The 19,052-nt window shown below is 39.4% G+C and carries 18 protein-coding genes and 1 pseudogene; 8 read left to right on the forward strand and 11 right to left on the reverse strand.

Translation table 11 applies throughout. The features are described 5' to 3' along the window. Positions 1–9 precede the first annotated feature (9 nt). From O1Q81_RS07965 to O1Q81_RS08005, 9 genes and pseudogenes are all read right to left on the reverse strand, one after another. Positions 10–1,218, reverse strand: a complete 1,209-nt coding sequence (locus tag O1Q81_RS07965) for an IS256 family transposase (protein ID WP_386696947.1) — start codon at positions 1,216–1,218, stop codon at positions 10–12. 118 nt (positions 1,219–1,336) lie between these two features. Further along, complete coding sequence (locus O1Q81_RS07970; RefSeq protein WP_386686680.1) at positions 1,337–2,164, reverse strand: class I SAM-dependent methyltransferase; 828 nt, start codon at positions 2,162–2,164, stop codon at positions 1,337–1,339. Positions 2,165–2,217: 53 nt separating this feature from the next. After that, positions 2,218–3,096 (reverse strand): hypothetical protein, encoded by an 879-nt coding sequence (locus O1Q81_RS07975; RefSeq protein WP_386696949.1) that lies wholly within the window; start codon positions 3,094–3,096, stop codon positions 2,218–2,220. A 54-nt stretch (positions 3,097–3,150) separates the two neighbouring features. Next, entirely contained in the window at positions 3,151–6,015 is a 2,865-nt protein-coding gene (locus tag O1Q81_RS07980; RefSeq protein ID WP_386696951.1) for a valine--tRNA ligase, read from the reverse strand. Next, positions 6,012–6,599, reverse strand: coding sequence for a hypothetical protein (locus O1Q81_RS07985; RefSeq protein WP_386696953.1), 588 nt, complete (start codon positions 6,597–6,599; stop codon positions 6,012–6,014). The genes O1Q81_RS07980 and O1Q81_RS07985 overlap by 4 nt, the downstream gene beginning before the upstream one ends. A gap of 26 nt (positions 6,600–6,625) precedes the next feature. Beyond that, positions 6,626–6,820, reverse strand: a complete 195-nt coding sequence (locus O1Q81_RS07990) for a DUF3791 domain-containing protein (RefSeq protein ID WP_386696954.1) — start codon at positions 6,818–6,820, stop codon at positions 6,626–6,628. A 1-nt stretch (position 6,821) separates the two neighbouring features. Continuing rightward, complete coding sequence (locus tag O1Q81_RS07995; RefSeq protein WP_386696956.1) at positions 6,822–7,070, reverse strand: hypothetical protein; 249 nt, start codon at positions 7,068–7,070, stop codon at positions 6,822–6,824. Next, positions 7,039–7,228: pseudogene (locus O1Q81_RS08000) on the reverse strand (hypothetical protein). The gene O1Q81_RS07995 and the pseudogene O1Q81_RS08000 overlap by 32 nt, the downstream one beginning before the upstream one ends. 1 nt (position 7,229) lies before the next feature. After that, positions 7,230–7,670: a DNA polymerase III subunit chi gene (locus tag O1Q81_RS08005; RefSeq protein WP_386696958.1), complete on the reverse strand. Its 441-nt coding sequence runs from the start codon at positions 7,668–7,670 to the stop codon at positions 7,230–7,232. A 137-nt stretch (positions 7,671–7,807) separates the two neighbouring features. On the opposite strand from O1Q81_RS08005, the gene queA reads away from it, so the two are divergent. From queA to secF, 5 genes are all read left to right on the forward strand, one after another. Continuing rightward, positions 7,808–8,887 carry a tRNA preQ1(34) S-adenosylmethionine ribosyltransferase-isomerase QueA gene (gene queA / locus O1Q81_RS08010; protein ID WP_386696960.1) on the forward strand — a complete coding sequence of 360 codons (1,080 nt, stop codon included), beginning with the start codon at positions 7,808–7,810 and terminating at the stop codon, positions 8,885–8,887. A 493-nt stretch (positions 8,888–9,380) separates the two neighbouring features. Further along, the gene (tgt, locus tag O1Q81_RS08015; RefSeq protein ID WP_386696961.1) at positions 9,381–10,526 is read left to right on the forward strand and encodes a tRNA guanosine(34) transglycosylase Tgt; all 1,146 of its coding nucleotides are present in this window, start codon (positions 9,381–9,383) and stop codon (positions 10,524–10,526) included. 73 nt (positions 10,527–10,599) lie between these two features. Next, positions 10,600–10,899: a preprotein translocase subunit YajC gene (gene yajC / locus O1Q81_RS08020; RefSeq protein ID WP_386686700.1), complete on the forward strand. Its 300-nt coding sequence runs from the start codon at positions 10,600–10,602 to the stop codon at positions 10,897–10,899. A gap of 22 nt (positions 10,900–10,921) precedes the next feature. Then, complete coding sequence (secD, locus tag O1Q81_RS08025) at positions 10,922–12,772, forward strand: protein translocase subunit SecD (RefSeq protein WP_386696963.1); 1,851 nt, start codon at positions 10,922–10,924, stop codon at positions 12,770–12,772. A 15-nt stretch (positions 12,773–12,787) separates the two neighbouring features. After that, positions 12,788–13,747 (forward strand): protein translocase subunit SecF, encoded by a 960-nt coding sequence (secF, locus tag O1Q81_RS08030; protein ID WP_386694286.1) that lies wholly within the window; start codon positions 12,788–12,790, stop codon positions 13,745–13,747. A gap of 92 nt (positions 13,748–13,839) precedes the next feature. On the opposite strand, the gene radA is transcribed toward secF, so the two are convergent. Both radA and O1Q81_RS08040 read right to left on the reverse strand, forming a co-directional pair. Next, the gene (radA, locus tag O1Q81_RS08035; RefSeq protein ID WP_386686706.1) at positions 13,840–15,219 is read right to left on the reverse strand and encodes a DNA repair protein RadA; all 1,380 of its coding nucleotides are present in this window, start codon (positions 15,217–15,219) and stop codon (positions 13,840–13,842) included. Between the two features lies 1 nt (position 15,220). After that, positions 15,221–16,270 carry an inorganic triphosphatase gene (locus O1Q81_RS08040; protein WP_386696965.1) on the reverse strand — a complete coding sequence of 350 codons (1,050 nt, stop codon included), beginning with the start codon at positions 16,268–16,270 and terminating at the stop codon, positions 15,221–15,223. A gap of 122 nt (positions 16,271–16,392) precedes the next feature. Between O1Q81_RS08040 and O1Q81_RS08045 the strand changes: the two genes are divergently transcribed. The 3 genes from O1Q81_RS08045 (at position 16,393) to O1Q81_RS08055 (ending at position 19,046) form a co-directional block, all read left to right on the forward strand. Further along, on the forward strand, positions 16,393–17,073 hold the full coding sequence (locus O1Q81_RS08045; RefSeq protein WP_386696967.1) for a TIGR00153 family protein: 681 nt from the start codon (positions 16,393–16,395) through the stop codon (positions 17,071–17,073). Between the two features lie 21 nt (positions 17,074–17,094). Then, positions 17,095–18,357: an inorganic phosphate transporter gene (locus tag O1Q81_RS08050; protein WP_386686713.1), complete on the forward strand. Its 1,263-nt coding sequence runs from the start codon at positions 17,095–17,097 to the stop codon at positions 18,355–18,357. A gap of 77 nt (positions 18,358–18,434) precedes the next feature. Then, the gene (locus O1Q81_RS08055; RefSeq protein ID WP_386686716.1) at positions 18,435–19,046 is read left to right on the forward strand and encodes a TIGR04211 family SH3 domain-containing protein; all 612 of its coding nucleotides are present in this window, start codon (positions 18,435–18,437) and stop codon (positions 19,044–19,046) included. The last annotated feature ends 6 nt before the right edge of the window (positions 19,047–19,052 follow it).

A 19,052-nucleotide genomic window follows, 5' to 3' on the forward strand; every position in this document is an offset into this window, starting at 1 on the left:
CAATTTCACTTAAAGGTGATCATTTAAGCGATCACCAAATTCTAGCACAAAATGGTTCAATGCTGCTCGCCAATTTCGGATTGGCATTGACCATTTTTTAGACGCATTTTTAATCGCAAGCCAGACTATTTTAATCACGGATTCGTCTGTCGGGAAGACATTTCGTTTTTTAATCACTCGTCGAATCACGCTATTTAACGATTCTATCGCATTTGTCGTGTAAATTGCCTTGCGAATATCTTCAGGATAGCTGAAAATCGTGGCTAAATTCGCCCAATGAGTCTGCCAGCTTTTGGCGATTAAGGGGTATTTTGCTTGCCATTTTTGCTCAAAATTAGCCAGTGCCTGTAGGGCTACCTGTTCCGTAGGTGCTTGATAAATCAGCTTTAAATCCGCTGTCACGGCTTTGTAATCTTTCCAAGTGACATATTTCAAACTATTACGAACCATATGCACGATACAAAGCTGAATTTTCGTTTCAGGAAAAACAGTATTAATCGCTTCAGGAAAGCCTTTTAAACCATCAATGCAAGCAATCAGAATATCCTGTACGCCACGATTTTTAAGCTCGGTTAGTACGTTTAACCAAAATTTTGACCCTTCATTTTCGGCAATCCACAGCCCTAACAGCTCTTTGCGTCCGTCCAGATTCACACCAAGAGCGACAAACACGGCTTTATTGATAATGCGTCCGTCTTGGCGAACTTTCACCACGATACAATCCAAATAAACAATGGCATACACCGCATTAAGGGGTTCATTTTGCCACTCAATAATGCGTTCTTTGACTGAATCAGTCACCCGAGAAATTAGGCTAGATGAAACATCGGCATCATAAAATTCCTTAAACGAATCAACAATCTCTTGATTACTTAACCCTTTGGCATATAAGGCAATGATTTGCTCATCCATACCCGTAATGCGAGTTTGATTTTTCTTAATAATTTGGGGTTCAAAGGTGCTTTCACGATCTCGGGGAATGTTAAGTTCAATATCTCCCTCATCGGTGAGCAAGGTTTTTTGACTATAACCATTTCGGCTATTTTTAGCCTTTCTTGGCTGATTTTTCTTATAACCAAGATGTTCTGTAAGCTCAGTATTGAGAGCGGCTTCCACAGTGATTTTTTTCAGCACGCGAGAAAGCTGATTGAGATCTTCTGGTGTTTTGAGGTTTTTGGCAAGTTCGTTAGCCAATAATTTAATTTGTTGTTCATTCATAATGAAAATACCTGTTTTTGGTTATTATCTCAGAAACAGGTATTTACACAAATTTTGGTATAGGCTCCATTAAAAATACAAATAATGCCCTTTTAGCATAAAGGGCATTTTCGCGATTTTATTCATTCGAACAAATTTTTGCTCTGACTATCTGAATATCTAATTTTTTTCGCCCACATTTGGTTAAATATAATAAGCGTAATATCAGCGGATAACGTTGACCACAAATGCTACTTAATTCCACATTTTCCAAAATAGTCAGCCCTAATTGATTTAAATCTTCAATATGGTTAATTCCCCATTTAAATTCAGGTGGTTTTTCAATATGTTTAAGTGCATCATGTTTTTTTTGGCGACCAATCGCTATTTTAGGCAACGTATCAAAAATAATTTCAGCATTAGGTAATTTACGAGCAAGCAATGCAAACCAATCTTTCACTTGCTCTGGCTGGAAATACATTAACACCCCTTCAATAATTAACAACACAGGCTTATTGTATTCAGCCACCATCTCCATCCAACTTTCATCAAATAATGAAGCAGCCAAATAATGATTACTGGTTTCGGACAATAACATTCTTCTTAACTCAATAACTTCTGGTAAATCTAAATCATACCAAGCTGTTATTGGCGGTTTACCTAAACGTTCAAAACGAGCATCTAATCCTGCTCCCAAATCAACGATAACCGCATCTGGATATTCTGCAATAAAGCGATTTGCCATATCGTCCAGTAACGCTGCTCGACCGCAACACCCCACTTGAGATGCTTTAGATTTTGCAAAGCGACTGAAATCATAATCAATCATTCCTATCATACGTACGGCTTCCGCATCACGTAATAAAGGTTGTTTTTGATCGAATTCAACCGCTTTTGCCCATAAAGGTATTAACATTGTAGTTGATAGTGCAGACACTGTATCTGGAGAAATTTTGTCAGTTTTCATATTGTCACCTTATATTGTTACATTCCCCCCACTTAGTTTAAATATTTAAATTTCTAGCTTAACCAATTTTTTATCACATCAATCACTTCAAATAAACTCAATGCAGATATAACACCAGCAAACCATGCTATTTTTTTATCTCTTAATTTATCTAATATTTGTTCATTTTTCTGTTCTGTATAGCTTAAAATTTGATGTACTTGAGCTAATTGAGAAGTAATTTCTTTATTTTTTTGTTCAAGATGATAGGCTTCTCGCACATCTTGCCAAGTTCGAAAAGTTGCATAACGAGAAAATTCAATGGGATTATAAAAATAATAACTGGCATTAAATATTGAAGCATCAGAATAAAGTTGATCTAATTCGCTTGTATTGTCTGATTTAGCCAAAACCCGAGAAAGTTCTTCATTAATTTGTTGCAAAGCATAATAATAGGCTAATCCTAACATAACCAAAAAGAGCTGACGACAAGATTGTTTCAAACTTTGTGGATATTTTTCTAATAAAGCCATGCCACGACCATCAATAATCCGCCATTCATTAGGTAATTCTTTTAAACTTTCCTGTTTTAATGTTTCAGATCCTCGAATAAACCAAGAAATATTTTTAATCAATTCTACATCGATCTGTTTAATTTCAGTTGCAATCACAACTTTACCCAAGCAAGGATATTTACATTCAGGTAACTGATTTTTATTACAAAATAACTTAGTTTCAGAACAAAGCACTTTACTTTCTAATGTTTGAGAAAATCGACTTCCTTTAAAAAAAGTCACTTTCATCGTAAAAAAATCCTCTGATTGTTCTATTAATGTAGAATTTTTCAAAATGGGATTTAAAAATGAAATATTCTCGCCACACAACATTAAATGCGGTTGGGTCGATAGTGCTGTATTTTCTCGGCTAATGGTCAAAAAATAAATATCTTTCATAACATCATTTCCTAATATAAAAAATATCCCCTTATTCAAGAGGATATTTATCAATTAAAGGGCTTCAATTTCTGCTTGCTGGCTCACTAACTTCTCAATCCCTTCCCGATACCCTTGCATTTTCTCCCTTTCTTTCGCAATCACTTGCTCTGGGGCTTTTGCCACAAAGGCTTCATTGGAAAGTTTCGCTTCAATGCGTGCTACTTCGCCGTTGAGTTTTTCAATCTCTTTGGCAAGTCTTGCAAGTTCGGCTTCTTTGTTGATAAAGCCTGCCATCGGCACGAGTAATTCGGTTTTGCCAACTAATTTCGCAACCGATAACGGGGCTTTTTCACCGTCTGCTAACACTTTTACATCGTCCAACTTAGCTAAGGCTTTTAAAGTGCGGTCATTTTTTTGCAAAGTTTTGCAATTTTCTACGTCCACATTACGCAACAATAAATTCAAGCCTTTGCTTGGGGCGATGTTGCTTTCGGCACGGATATTACGTACGGCGACGATGATTTCTTTTAAGAACTCAATTTCGCTTTCGGCTTGTTCATCAATGGCTTGTTCGTTCACTTTCGGGAACGGTTGCAACATAATGGTTTCACCGCTCACACCAGCAAAGCCTTTCACTTTTTGCCAAATTTCTTCGGTGATAAATGGCATAATCGGGTGAGCAAGGCGAAGTAGCTGCTCAAGCACGTTCACCAGCGTTTGGCTTGCTCCACGTTTTTGAGCGTCCGTACCGTTGGCAAACACAGGTTTGGTGAGTTCCAAATACCAGTCGCAGAACTGATTCCAAGTGAAGTCGTAAATGGCGTTGGCTGCCAAGTCAAAGCGGTATTGACTTAAAGCGGTACGGAACTCGTTCACAGTGCGGTTGAACGTGGAAATAATCCAGCGATCTGCAACCGACAATTCTACATCACCAGCCGATAAATCCAGTTTGTCGTTAGTCAGAACAAAACGGCTGCCGTTCCACAATTTGTTACAGAAATTGCGGTAGCCTTCAAGGCGTTTCATATCCCAGTTAATATCACGTCCGTTGCTCGCCAAGGCTGCCAGCGTGAAACGCAATGCGTCCGTGCCGTGTGGGGCGATGCCGTCCGCAAATTCTTTTTTAGTCGCTTTGGCGATTTTCTCCGCCAGTTGCGGCTGCATCATATTGCCAGTGCGTTTTTCAAGCAAATCTTCGAGCAAAATGCCGTCAATCATATCGATCGGGTCAAGCACGTTACCTTTAGATTTGGACATTTTTTGCCCATTTTCATCACGAATCAAGCCCGTAACGTACACGGTTTTGAACGGTACTTGCGGTTTGCCATTTTCGTCTTTGATAAAGTGCATCGTGAACATAATCATACGAGCCACCCAGAAGAAAATGATGTCAAAGCCCGTAATCAGTACGTCCGTTGGGTGATACATACGCAATTCTTTGGTTTGCTCTGGCCAGCCAAGAGTTGAGAACGTCCACAAGCCCGATGAGAACCAAGTATCTAGCACATCTTCATCTTGTTTTAAGGCGAGATCCGCAGGTAAATTATGTTTCGCCCGCACTTCTTCTTCGGAGCGTGCCACATACACATTACCCGCTTCGTCATACCACGCAGGAATACGGTGTCCCCACCAAAGTTGGCGAGAAATACACCAGTCCTGAATATCACGCATCCACGAGAAATACAGGTTTTCATACTGTTTTGGCACGAATTGAATTTCGCCGTCTTCCACCGCTTTTGTGGCGACTTCTGCCAAGGGTTTCACGCTCACATACCACTGATCGGTCAGCATCGGCTCAATCGGCACGCCACCACGGTCGCCATAAGGCACTTTGAGATCGTGCGGTTTGATCTCTTCTAATAAGCCCAAGGCTTCAAAATCGGCTACCACTTTTTTGCGTGCCGCAAAACGCTCTAAACCTTGATAATCGGCTGGAATAAGTGCGGTGTAATTTTCCAGAATTTTACCGTCTGAGCCGACAATTTCCGCTTCTGCACGAATATCGGCGTTCAAGGTCATCACATTGACCATCGGCAAATTATGGCGTTTGCCCACTTCGTAATCGTTGAAATCGTGAGCAGGGGTGATTTTCACGCAGCCTGTACCGAACTCACGATCCACATAATCGTCCGCCACAATCGGGATTTCACGGTTCGCTAACGGCAGAATCACCGATTTACCGATAAGTGATTGATAACGCTCATCTTCAGGGTGAACCGCCACCGCCGTATCACCGAGTACGGTTTCAGGGCGAGTAGTCGCCACCACCAAATAATCCTTGCCTTCAGCGGTTTTCGCTCCATTTGCTAACGGATAGCGGAAATGCCACAGCGAGCCTTTGCTCTCTTTGTTTTCTACTTCCAAATCAGAAATCGCTGTGTGCAATTTCGGATCCCAGTTCACAAGGCGTTTGCCACGATAAATCAGCCCCTCTTCGTGCAGGCGAACGAAAACTTCTTTCACCGCATTAGAAAGACCTTCGTCCATCGTAAAACGCTCACGATCCCAGTCGATCGAGTTGCCCAAACGCCGCATTTGCTGGCTGATCGTCCCACCCGAATAGGCTTTCCAGTCCCAAATTTTGTTGATAAAGGCTTCACGCCCATAATCGTGGCGAGTTTTGCCTTCTTCCGCTGCAATCTTGCGTTCCACCACCATTTGAGTCGCAATCCCTGCGTGGTCAGTACCCGTTTGCCACAGCGTATTATTGCCTTCCATACGGTTAAAACGGATTAGTGTATCCATTAAGGTTTGTTGGAAAGCGTGTCCCATGTGCAACGACCCAGTTACATTCGGCGGTGGAATAGCGATGCAGTAGCCCTGTTGGCTCTCATCTTCGCTTGGTTTAAAATACCCTTGTTCTTCCCAGTGGCGATACAAGGCTTGTTCTACCGCAGACGGCTCAAAGCGGTCTGCCATTTGAAGGTTTTGTGTCATTGTTTTAGTTTCTCTTTATCTAAAAATTCTAAACATTCTTGTGAAATAGAATTGCTTTCCATATCTTTATTAACATAATAATAGAATCTTTCTTCTTCGGTTAATTGAGTTTTATTTTTATATTCTTCTGTTGTATAAACAGTTTTTTCTGGATGACTATTACCAGCAAGGTTCATTATCCTTTTAGAAAAACCGACAATATCATGTATTGCTGGATTTACAATATTAGCATTATCTTTTTCATATAAGTCGTATTCAGCAATCAAACTTTTCAACCGACAAGAATAATACTGATAATACATCTCTCTAGTTGGATGAATGTAAGATAGAAATGGGGTTTCCAATAATTTTGCTTCTAACTCAGCAATCTTATCCTTTAGTTCATCTACTTTATATTCTTGTTGCTCAGATAAGCTATTTAATTTTGATGAAATATTAAAAATCTCAGAATTTCTTTTTTGATAGGAATCATTTAGGGGAATAAATGATAAACCTATAGTAAATATTACCCCCACACCCCATTTTAACAGTCTCTTGGTGTTAGATTGTTTTTTATACCCAACGTGTATATATTCTGGCAACATAAAGCCCTCCTTATATTGTACATTCCTTACGATTTTATTAACAAATCAATATCATCAAACGCATTTTGCAATCGTTCGCAATGATACATTCCATACATATCATAAATAAACTGCGTTAAACCTAAATTATCCCATTGTTTTAACACAACATCAGCGGACTGATGTTTATATTCCGCATAACGTTCTAACAAATAGATAAAAAATTCGCTCTCTTTACTCATTTTAATTTGCTCGAATATAAACCGAATTGCGAGGATCGCCTGTTACCTTTTCGCTTTCCCATAAATCAAATAACGCATAAGGGCTTAATTTATATAATTCTAATTCACTATCAATCAACATTTGATAGGTTTCAGATTGCAAAAATGCACGAATTGCGTCTATTTCTTTAAAGCCGTATTTTTCGATCATCAATTTAGTAACATGGCGATCGAAAAAATCAAGGGTTCGTACTGCTACTCGTTTCTGCATACTTAATTACAATTTCTGTTCCGTCAGGATAATGTTGCACAATATTTCCATTCGGACGTTGAAACGTTAAAACTTCATGCTTTTTCTTCTCGTCCATCCACGCTTTTCATAAAATCAGCATATCGTTGTGTTTTTTTTATTGCTTCTTCTTTGGTCATTTTATTCCACCATCTCCATCTGCCACCCCATTTGCCGATATTGCTTATACCGTTCTCGGGCAATGGCTTTCTGTTGTTCGTCTGCTGGCACAAAATCAATTACTTGATTAAAGGCGGACACATAATCAGGAATAGTTTGTTGTAAATTAATCAACACATCTCGCCGTTGAGCGTTGCGTTTGCCGATCCAGCTAATTTCGATCGGGGTGGCGAAATTGGTTACTTCGCCTGATAAATTGTGCGGTACAAATTGCTCGGGATCTCTTGCCCACAAGGCTTCATCTAAATTTAACGCTTGTTGTTCGCTTTGGCAGGCGATTAACACACGCTGTCCTTGTCGCCATAATTGAGCGGACAGATCACAAGCCAATAGCTCTGATTCTGAAAGCTCATGTTGCGATTGGGATTGTTTGAGTAGATAAAATTTAGCAATTTTTGACATTTGACTGTTGTTTTTTGTAATCAGATTAAGCGTTTAATTCTAGCGAAAAAATGCTAATAAATAAAGGTTTTTGCTTGTGCTAAAAAGAAAATCACAATAGACTATCGCACATTTAAAATTAAGACTGATGTTAATTTATGCTGGTATCCGATTTTTATTTTGATTTACCCGATGAGCTGATTGCTCGTTATCCGAAACCTGACCGTACTTCAAGCCGTTTATTGCAATTAAATGGTCAAAACGGTGAAATTTTTCACCGCACTTTTGCCGATGTGTTGGATTTAGTCAATGCTGGCGATTTGTTGGTATTTAACAATACTCGTGTCATTCCTGCCCGTATGTTTGGGCGGAAAGTCAGTGGGGGCAAGGTTGAAGTGCTAGTTGAACGGGTATTGAGTGAAAGCACATTTTTAGCCCATATTCGTTCCAGTAAAGCCCCAAAAAACGGGGCGGTTTTAGTGTTGGGTGAAGATAAACTTGGCGAAAATAACGGCATTGCGGTTACGATGCTTGGTCGTCAAGAGGCGTTGTTTGAATTAGAAATTGCCGATAAAAACACCGCGGTTTTAGACGTATTGAATAAAATCGGACATATTCCATTACCGCCTTATATTGATCGTCCCGATGAAGAAGCGGATCAAGAGCGTTATCAAACGGTGTATAACAAAATCCCTGGGGCAGTGGCAGCTCCGACCGCTGGTTTGCATTTTGATGATGAATTGTTAGCAAAATTAAAAGCCAAAGGGGTGAATTTTGCCTTTGTTACCTTGCACGTTGGGGCGGGAACATTCCAACCTGTGCGAGTGGAGAAAATTGAAGATCACCAGATGCACGCCGAATATGTGGAAGTGCCACAAGATGTGGTCGATGCGGTATTAGCTACAAAATCGGCAGGTAAGCGTGTGATTGCAGTGGGGACAACTTCGGTACGTTCGCTGGAAAGTGCGGCATTATTTGCGGAAGAAAAAGGCAGTTCGCAGATTATTGAGCCATATTTTTCTGATACTTCAATTTTTATTTACCCAGGGAAAAAATTTCGGGTAGTAGATTGTTTGATTACTAATTTCCATTTGCCAGAAAGTACGTTGATTATGTTGGTGTCGGCGTTTGCGGGGTATGAGAATGTGATGGCTGCGTATAAAAGTGCGGTGGAAAATCGGTATCGGTTTTTTAGTTATGGGGATGCGATGTTTATCAGTAAAAAAGTTGACGTTTAAATACTAAATAACATTTTTTAGATCGGGTTTCGCCCGATGGGCGACCGTACTTTTCTTTGCTCGTGCAAAGAAAAGTAGGCAAAAGAAAACACGCCCCGACTTCACCGCTTTTCTTCGCTTATTTGGTATTTTCTTAACGCTAAATTTTGAACTCGCTTCGCTCAGACATGCAAAATTTAGCTAAAAATACCAAAACGCTCAGGCGGCTCAGACGGGGACCCAATTTGAACGAATATAAATAAAAGTGCGGTGAAGAAATTGAGATTTTGTCCTAAGCTACGGAGTAGCGTGACTATACGTAACCTAGTACGCTAGTGCTAGGTATTGAAAATAAAATTGGGGTGTGTTTCTTTTTGCTTACTTTTTCTTTGCACAAGCAAAGAAAAAGTAAGTCGCCATCGGCGAAACCCGATTGTAATAAAAAACACAAATTTATAAAAAACAATTTTAAACAAAAAAACACCATCGAACTGTTTATTCGAAAAGGAAAACTATGAAATTTAATTTAAAAAAAACTAACGGCTCTGCCCGCCGTGGCGAAATGATCTTCACCCGTCCACAAGGCGACTTTACCGTCCAAACCCCCGCCTTTATGCCAGTGGGAACTTACGGCACTGTCAAAGGTATGACCCCCGAAGAAGTGCGTGCCACGGGGGCGGAAATTTTACTCGGTAATACCTTTCATCTATGGCTACGCCCAGGGCAGGAAGTGATGCGTAAACATGGTGATTTACACGATTTTATGCAATGGCATAGACCGATTTTGACCGATTCTGGCGGTTTTCAGGTGTTTAGCTTAGGTAAATTACGCAAAATCAAAGAAGAAGGGGTACACTTCCAAAATCCGATTAGCGGTGAAAAGATCTTTTTATCCCCTGAAAAATCTATGGAAATTCAATACGATCTCGGGTCGGATATTGTGATGATTTTTGATGAATGTACACCTTATCCAGCGACCTTTGATTATGCTAAAAACTCCATGGAAATGTCATTGCGTTGGGCGAAACGTAGCCGTCAGCGGTTTGATGAGTTGGAAAATCAAAATGCGTTATTTGGTATTGTGCAAGGCGGTACTTTTGAAGAATTACGTAAAATTTCCATTGAGGGCTTAGTGAATATTGGCTTTGACGGTTATGCAGTGGGCGGTTTGGCGGTCGGTGAGCCGAAACAAGAAATGCACCACATTTTGGAATTTGTCAATCCCTTATTGCCACAAGATAAACCGCGTTATTTAATGGGTGTGGGTAAGCCTGAAGATTTAGTGGAGGGCGTTCGCCGTGGCATTGATATGTTTGATTGCGTGATGCCGACTCGTAACGCACGTAATGGACACTTGTTTGTATCGGACGGCATTGTGAAAATTCGTAATGCTAAATATCGTGATGATACCAGTACATTGGATCCTGAATGTGATTGTTACACCTGCAAACATTACACCAAATCTTATTTATATCATTTAGATAAGTGTGGTGAGATTTTGGGGGCTAGACTGAATACAATCCATAATTTGCGTTATTATCAACGCTTGATGGAACAGATTCGTACCGCTATTGAACAAGATCGTTTTGAGGATTTTGTGGTGGAATTTTATGCCAAAATTGGTAAGGAAGTACCACCTTTACAAAAAGTACGGGCATAAATAGCATTTTTAATTATTTTATGCTATTTTAGCCACCTATTTTTTATATTTATCAACACAAAGGAAAATAAAAATGGAAGCACAACAAAGCAGTCCAATGTCTATGTTAATTATTTTTGCAATTTTTGGTTTAATTTTCTATTTTATGATTTATCGCCCACAAGCCAAACGTAACAAAGAACATAAAGCCTTAATGGATTCTTTAGCCAAAGGCTCTGAAATTTTAACCTCTGGCGGTTTGATCGGTAAAATTACTAAATTATCTGAAAACAGTGATGAAGTAGTGATTGCCTTAAATCCAACTAATGAAGTTACCATTAAACGTAACTTTATCGTTGCCGTGTTACCAAAAGGCTCAATCAAATCTCTTTAATTTCATAAAAAGGTATTAACCGATGTTAAACCGTTTCCCTTTATGGAAGAATCTAATGGTGATCTTTATGATCGCCATTGGTACATTATATGCTCTTCCAAATATTTACGGCGAAGATCCTGCCGTGCAAATCTCGGGTACTCGTGGTCAACAAGCAACAGAAACTATCTTAACAGAGGTGCAAGCTGCCCTGACGAGTAACAATATTAGTGCAAAATCTATTCTATTAGAAAACGGTTCAATTTTAGCCCGTTTTGCTAATACCACTGATCAGCTATTAGCTAAAGATAAAATTACTGAAAAATTAGGCAATAGCTATTCAACCGCATTAAACCTTGCCCCAGCTACACCAGCTTGGTTAAGTAGTATTGGAGGCAACCCAATGAAATGGGGCTTAGACTTACGTGGTGGCGTACGCTTTCTGATGGAAGTGGATATGAATACTGCTTTAGGCAAACGCCAAGAACAGTTGCAAGATAGTTTACGTGGTGAATTACGTAAGGAAAAAATTCAATATTCAGCGGTTAAAAATGGGGACAATTTTAGTACTGTCCTTAGCGTGACTAAACCTGAACAGCTGTTTGAAGCCAAACAGCTGATCCGTAAACAGCACCCAAATCTGACTATTAATGAAATCTCTGATGACACCATTGCATTAGCACTCTCTGATAAAGCATTAATTGAAGCACGTGATCATGCGATTGAACAAAACTTAAGCATTTTGCGTAAACGTGTGGAAGAATTAGGCGTAGCCGAAGCGGTGATCCAGCGTCAAGGTGCAGAACGTATCGTGGTTGAATTACCAGGGATTCAAGATACTGCCCGTGCTAAAGAATTATTAGGTGCTACTGCAACCCTTGAATTCCGTATGGTGAATGGCAATGTTAGCCCTGAAGCGTTGGCTCGTGGCATTGTGCCGTCTGATACAGAAATTCAGTTAGATCGTAGTGGACGACCTGTGGCGTTATATCGTAAAGCCGTGCTTGGTGGTGAACATATTACTAATGCTACATCAGGTTTAGATCATAATACATCTACCCCACAAGTCAGCGTCAATTTAGATAGCGAAGGTGGTGAAATTATGGCAAATACCACTAAACTTAATCTAAAAAAACCGATGGCAACGTTATATGTAGAATACAAAGATAACGGTAAAAGAGATGAAAATGGCAAAGTCATTTTAGAGAAAAATGCCGAAGTGATTAACGTAGCAACAATTCAAGGTCGTTTTGGTAGTCAATTCCAAATCACTGGGATTGATAGCCCAGCAGAAGCACAAAATTTATCCGTTCTGCTTCGTTCTGGTGCGTTAACTGCCCCGATTCAAATTGTGGAAGAACGTACCGTAGGACCTTCATTAGGTGCTCAAAACGTAGAACAAGGTTTAACCGCAGGTCTTTGGGGATTAGTTATCGTGATTTTATTCTGTTTAGTGTTCTATAAACTATTCGGTTTAATTGCCAGTCTTGCTCTTTGTGCCAATATGATTTTGGTTGTCGGTCTGATGTCTTTAATACCTGGGGTCACACTCACTATGCCAGGAATTGCGGGGATTATACTCTCGGTGGGTATGTCGGTAGATGCGAACGTACTTATATTTGAACGAATTAAAGAAGAAATACGTAATGGTCGCCCGATACAACAAGCCATTCACGAGGGTTATAATGGTGCTTGGTCATCTATTTTTGATGCCAACTTAACTACGATTTTAACCTCTGTTGTATTGTATGCTGTGGGAACTGGTCCAGTAAAAGGCTTTGCAGTAACCCTTGCTTTAGGGGTGGCAATCTCTATGTTTACCGCCATTACAGGCACACGTATGCTGGTCAACTGGATTTACGGTGGCAAACGTGTTGAAAAATTATCTATTTAAGTGCGGAGAAATATTGTGAGTTTACTTAAACAAAAGCACGAATATCAAGGAATAGGCTTACCTTTTAGCTTAATCCGCTTTATGAATTACCGCAAATTTGGTTATCTTTTCTCTTTGTTATTAACTGGATTCTGCATTTTTTGTATGTTTACCAAAGGCTTTAACTGGGGCTTAGATTTTACTGGTGGTGTAGTGATTGATACCCATTTTTCACAACCTGCCAATCTGGATCAAGTTCGTTCAACCTTAAGCAATAATGGTATTGCCAGTGCGTTGGTACAAACAACAGGTTCAACTAGCGATGTCATCATTCGTTTACCAGCAACCGCCAGTGATGCCAAAATTGGTACTGAAATTAAAGACATGATGACCGCACTTGATGCCAATATTGAAGTGAAATCAGTAGAATTTGTTGGTCCAAATGTAGGTGAAGAATTAACCCAAGGTGCTATTTATGCCACCTTAGCCACATTAATCCTATTATTAGGTTATGTCGGAATGCGATTTGAATGGCGTTTAGGGGTCGGCGGTATTCTCGCTCTTGCTCATGACGTAATTGTAACCTTAGGAATTTTCTCATTTTTACAAATTGAGATCGATTTAACTTTCGTTGCAGCAATCCTCACCGTGGTCGGTTACTCATTGAACGATAGTATCGTGGTATTCGACCGTGTACGTGAAAACTTCCGCAAAATTCGTCGCATGAGCAGTCAGGAAGTGATCGATATTTCATTAACCCAAACCCTATCAAGAACGATGATCACATCACTAACCACCTTGTTTGTTGTATTTACCTTACTCTATTTTGGTGGTAGCAGTATTCATAGTTTCTCGTTGGCATTATTAATCGGTATCGGATTTGGTACCTATTCTTCCATTTTCGTGGCGATTGCCATTGCCTTTGACCTCGGTTTAAACCGTGAACACATGCAAATTAAAGTGGCGACAAGAGAAGAATTTGAAGAAGGGTTTTAGTTAGAAACAAAATAAGATGCGGAGCATCGTCACCATACTTAACCCCGTACGCTAGTACGGGGTATTTGATCTAGGAGATATTTTCATCTCTATCAAAAATTATCCAATATTTCTAACGCATCGGCTAATTTCTTCACGGTAAAAACTTGCATATTTTGCACCGCACTTTTCGGCTTATTGGCAAAGGGTACAATAGCTCGCTTGAACCCATGTTTTCCTGCTTCATAAATGCGTTCTTGACCACTAGGTACAGGACGAATTTCACCAGCTAACCCTACCTCACCAAATACCACCAAATCTTGCGGTAAAGGACGATTGCGAAAACTAGAAATTAAGGCTAATAATAAAGCAAGATCTGCACTGGTTTCGGTTACTTTCACCCCCCCTACCACGTTCACAAAAACATCTTGATCAGACATCTGTAAACCACCGTGACGGTGCAATACTGCCAGCAATAATGCCAGTCGATTTTGTTCTAACCCCACCGCAACACGGCGTGGATTTGCCAACATAGAATGATCCACTAAGGCTTGAATCTCCACTAATAATGGACGCGTTCCCTCCCATAACACCATCACTGAACTGCCTGATGTGAGTTCATCTCCACGACTTAAAAAAATTGCCGATGGATTTTTCACTTCTTTTAAACCCTGTTCAGTCATAGCAAAAACCCCTAACTCATTCACGGCACCAAAACGGTTTTTATGGCTACGTAAGGTGCGGTAACGGTTATCGGATTCCCCTTCTAATAAAATCGAACAGTCAATACAGTGTTCCAATACTTTTGGACCAGCAAGTGTGCCGTCCTTGGTGACATGTCCCACCATAATAATAGCCACTTGGCGAGTTTTGGCATAACGAGTTAAAAAGGAAGCACATTCTCGTACTTGAGCCACTGAACCAGGGCTGGATTGAATATCGGCAAGGTGCATCACTTGGATAGAGTCGATCACAATAATTTGTGGTTTAAGTTGATCTGCCAAATTACAAATTTGTTCGACAGAGGTTTCCGATAGCATTTGTAAACGATCTGAGGGTAAACCCAAACGATTTGCACGCATGGCAACCTGTTGTAAACTTTCTTCACCCGTGACATAAAGTGCGGTCATATTTTGAGCCAATCCACACATCACTTGTAATAACAAGGTGGATTTCCCTGCTCCAGGGTGTCCGCCGATCAAAATCGCTGATCCTGGTACGATTCCGCCCCCTAGCACCCGATCTAATTCATTAAATCCACTGGAAAACCTCGGCGTTTCTTGTAAACTAATTTCTGATAGTGTTTGGATTTTCGCTTGTGTTTCTCCAGCATAACCACTAAATCGATCTCCTTTAGAGCTAGATTTTGCAGAAACTAGGCGGACTTCACTAATCGTATTCCACGATTTACACGCCGAACACTGTCCTTGCCAACGAGCAAATTCTGCTCCACAATCATTACAAACATAAGCTGTTTTAGGTGCTTTTGCCATGTTAATTTACCGTTAATTTAATTAAATTAAGCATACGTCTTACATATTGCCCTTGATGCAGTAAGTCATTTAATTTTTGCATGGCTAACTGATTATCCTTACTTTCGCTATGTAAACCAATAATTTGACCAATTTGCTCAAACAGGTATTGATTATTTTCCACTATCTCAATAACAACACTTTGATCAACTTGTTGATTTTGTTGCTCGAAAACCGTTTGGATTAAATGTCCATTATCCACATAATAATGATATAAATTGAAAAATGTACCAATCCGTTCAACTGTTTTAATAAATTCTTGAGCAAAGAAATTTATGCCAAACTGCATTGTTTCTTCAATTAATTGCTGTTCATAAGCCAAAAGTGCGGTCAAAATTTGTTGAGAATTCACCGCAGTTTGTTTGCTATGTAAAAAATCTCGCCATTTCTCAATCCAGTCAATCACTTTTGGTAAATCGCCTTGAGCCAACTGATAGCCTCGTTTGGCTTTGCTGACTGAACTCAATCTTACCCCATCTACAAAACTTAAATTTGCCACGAAAGTAAATAAATCCTGTAACTCACCACTTTTTAATTCAAATTCAATTTCACAAATCGGCTCAATTTGACCATTTGCTTTAATTTCACCACGATCTAACGCAATTTCAATTTCCGTATGTTTAGCACATTCAATCAGCCAAACTTGACGAGTAAAATCAGTGCTAAAAATAGGTGCTAATTTGAGATCGGTTGGGAGATCAATATTATCTATTTGTTGCAAAACAGCGACATCAGGTTGAGCCGAGTTCAACGGGAAATTATATTCAGGGCGAATATGCAATCCCCCTGTCACATTGCCATTGGTTTTTAAAGTCATGGTAAACTGCTGATTTTCCGACCGCACTCTGAGTCCCATTTTATGTTGGGCAAAATAGCGATCTGCTGTATCGTAATAGATATTACCTAAAAATAGCTTATCTTGTTTTAAAATATGAAAATCACTTAATATTTGTGAAAACTGATCGGCAATTTCTGGCGTTACCGCTAATTTCAATTCGATTTCATTTGACATTTTTACGTCCTTAATAAGTAAAAATCTTGCTTTATTATAGAGCTTTTTTCATTTAGATCGTGAATTTTTCGCATATTTAAGGTAATATGCACGCAATTTTATTGATTAATTTGGAGTTTTCTATGGCAATTAACAATATCCTAGGATTATTTGCCCATTCCCCCTTAAAACCATTACAACAACATTCTGATAAAGTAACAGAAGCCTGTAGCTTGCTGATTCCTTTTTTCGAAGCCACTTTTAACACCGAGTGGGAAAAATCAGAACAACTACGTTTGCAAATTTCAGAAACAGAACGCCAAGCAGATTCGTTGAAACGCGAAATCCGTTTAAAATTACCACGAGGTTTATTCTTACCTATTGATCGTACCGATTTACTTGAATTGGTAACCCAGCAAGATAAATTAGCCAATTATGCTAAAGATATTGCTGGTCGAATGGTAGGTCGTCAATTTGGTATTCCTGATGGTTTACAAGAAGATTTTATGAAATTTCTTTGTCGCAGTTTAGATGCTACTGTGCAGGCTCATAATGTGATTAGAGAAATGGATCAATTATTAGAAACTGGCTTTAAAGGGCGTGAACTCAAATTTGTCAATGATATGATTAATGAATTAGATATTATTGAAGATGATACGGATCAAATGCAGATTAAATTACGTAGAATGTTACGTCAAATTGAAAACCAATATAATCCTATTGATGTGATGTTCTTATACAAAATTTTTGAATGGGTTGGTGTACTCGCCGATCAAGCACAACGTGTTGGCTCTCGTATCGAACTGATGCTGGCACGTTCGTAATGATTACATAGGAGATAGACTATGGACGTATTACAAGACTACGGTACCATTCTAATTATTATCACTGCCAGCTTTGCCTTTTTTATGGCTTTTGGTGTGGGAGCAAATGACGTTTCGAATGCAATGGGAACTTCCGTTGGTTCTAAAACGATCAATGCGAAGCAAGCTATTATTATTGCTTTAATCTTTGAATGTGCTGGTGCTTACTTGGCTGGTGGCGAAGTGACGGAAACCATAAAAAGTGGAATCATCTACCCAGCCAACTTTATTAATACTCCTGATACCTTGGTATTAGGCATGATGTCTGCTCTCTTTGCTTCTGGTTCTTGGTTATTAATTGCCTCTCGTTGGGGCTGGCCAGTTTCTACGACCCATTCTATTGTTGGTGCAATTATTGGTTTCGCTTGTATTACCGCTGGAACTCATTCAGTGCGGTGGGGAGTTATTAGTGGTATTGTTGGTAGTTGGTTTATCACACCTGTTATTGCTGGCGTATTAGCCTATGGAATTTTCTTTGTTATTCAAAAATTAATTTTTGATACTGAAAAACCCTTACATAATGCTCAAAAATATGGTCCTTATTTTATGGGATTAACTGTGTTTATTTTGGTCATTGTTACTGTTGCCAAAGGATTAAAACATATCGGGTTAAGTTTAACCACTGGTGAAACAATCCTTATATCTCTTGCAATTAGTCTTGTATCTGTAGTAATTAGCTATTTCTATTTTCGCAGTAAAAACTTTATCAAAAAAGCACGTAGTGGCGTGTTTGGCGGCGTTGAACGTGTATTTAGTATTCTTATGTTAATGACCGCCTGTGCCATGGCATTTGCACATGGTTCAAATGATGTAGCTAACGCTATCGGTCCTTTAGCTGCGGTTGTGACTATTGTTGAAAACGGTGGCAATATTATGGCAACCGCCCCGATGGCTTGGTGGGTTTTACCTTTAGGTGCAGCAGGTATTGCAATGGGTTTAATTATTATGGGTTATAAAGTTATGGCAACTATCGGAACAGGGATTACCGATTTAACCCCGAGCCGAGGTTTCTCTGCTCAGTTCGCCACCGCAGCTACTGTTGTTGTAGCATCAGGCACTGGCTTACCGATTTCTACTACGCAAACCCTAGTAGGTGCGGTTTTAGGTATCGGATTGGCTCGAGGTATTGCGGCATTAAACTTAAATGTAATTCGTAATATTATTGCCTCTTGGATTGTCACACTTCCAGCTGGTGCTTTTTTCGCTATTATTATTTATTTTGTTTTGGACCTCATTTTCCGTTAAGGTATTTCAAAAAGTGCGGTCAAAAAATATTAAAAAATACACCATTTTTTTCTATCATGTTTAAGGAGATTACGTTAATGCAAAAATGGTTAAAACTACTACTTTCTTCTCTATTATTTGGTACGACTATTCAAATGGCACAAGCCGAAACACAATATGTGACTGAAAATTTGCATACCTTTTTACGCAAAGGTGCGGGTGATAACTTTAAAATTGCGGGTTCAATTCAAGCTGGCGAACCAGTTAATGTATTAGATCATAAAGATCGTTATACTTTAATTCGAGATAGTAAAAATCGTGAAGCATGGATTTTAACTAGCGAATTAAGTTCAACACCCAGTGCTAAAAATGAAAATCCACAGTTAAGAGCCAAAGTTCAGGATTTAACCTTAAAACTAAATAATATTGATAAAGACTGGCAACAACGTACCGTAGAAATGCAACGCCGTTCTGCTGACAGTGATCAGCGTAGCAGTCAATTATTAGAAGAAAATTCTCAATTAAAACGTGAATTAGAAATCACTAAAAATAAAAATCGTGATTTAGAGGCTTTGCTTGATGCAGGTAAGCGTGAAATTGCGATTCAATGGTTTATTTATGGTGGTTCCGTGCTTGGTGTGGGATTATTGCTTGGTTTGATTATTCCAGTGATTATGCCAAAACGTCGTCGCCGTGACGGGTGGGCTTAATCAGGT

The sequence above is a fragment of the Lonepinella sp. MS14436 genome, from assembly GCF_042470565.1.
Lineage (GTDB): Bacteria > Pseudomonadota > Gammaproteobacteria > Enterobacterales > Pasteurellaceae > Lonepinella.

Coding starts and splice junctions, on each gene's coding strand:
- O1Q81_RS07965 (WP_386696947.1), bottom strand. CDS start 1,218: ATGAATGAACAACAAATTAAATTATTGGCTAACGAACTTGCCAAAAAC.
- O1Q81_RS07970 (WP_386686680.1), bottom strand. CDS start 2,164: ATGAAAACTGACAAAATTTCTCCAGATACAGTGTCTGCACTATCAACT.
- O1Q81_RS07975 (WP_386696949.1), bottom strand. CDS start 3,096: ATGAAAGATATTTATTTTTTGACCATTAGCCGAGAAAATACAGCACTA.
- O1Q81_RS07980 (WP_386696951.1), bottom strand. CDS start 6,015: ATGACACAAAACCTTCAAATGGCAGACCGCTTTGAGCCGTCTGCGGTA.
- O1Q81_RS07985 (WP_386696953.1), bottom strand. CDS start 6,599: ATGTTGCCAGAATATATACACGTTGGGTATAAAAAACAATCTAACACC.
- O1Q81_RS07990 (WP_386696954.1), bottom strand. CDS start 6,820: ATGAGTAAAGAGAGCGAATTTTTTATCTATTTGTTAGAACGTTATGCG.
- O1Q81_RS07995 (WP_386696956.1), bottom strand. CDS start 7,070: ATGCAGAAACGAGTAGCAGTACGAACCCTTGATTTTTTCGATCGCCAT.
- O1Q81_RS08005 (WP_386696958.1), bottom strand. CDS start 7,670: ATGTCAAAAATTGCTAAATTTTATCTACTCAAACAATCCCAATCGCAA.
- queA (WP_386696960.1), top strand. CDS start 7,808: ATGCTGGTATCCGATTTTTATTTTGATTTACCCGATGAGCTGATTGCT.
- tgt (WP_386696961.1), top strand. CDS start 9,381: ATGAAATTTAATTTAAAAAAAACTAACGGCTCTGCCCGCCGTGGCGAA.
- yajC (WP_386686700.1), top strand. CDS start 10,600: ATGGAAGCACAACAAAGCAGTCCAATGTCTATGTTAATTATTTTTGCA.
- secD (WP_386696963.1), top strand. CDS start 10,922: ATGTTAAACCGTTTCCCTTTATGGAAGAATCTAATGGTGATCTTTATG.
- radA (WP_386686706.1), bottom strand. CDS start 15,219: ATGGCAAAAGCACCTAAAACAGCTTATGTTTGTAATGATTGTGGAGCA.
- O1Q81_RS08040 (WP_386696965.1), bottom strand. CDS start 16,270: ATGTCAAATGAAATCGAATTGAAATTAGCGGTAACGCCAGAAATTGCC.
- O1Q81_RS08045 (WP_386696967.1), top strand. CDS start 16,393: ATGGCAATTAACAATATCCTAGGATTATTTGCCCATTCCCCCTTAAAA.
- O1Q81_RS08050 (WP_386686713.1), top strand. CDS start 17,095: ATGGACGTATTACAAGACTACGGTACCATTCTAATTATTATCACTGCC.
- O1Q81_RS08055 (WP_386686716.1), top strand. CDS start 18,435: ATGCAAAAATGGTTAAAACTACTACTTTCTTCTCTATTATTTGGTACG.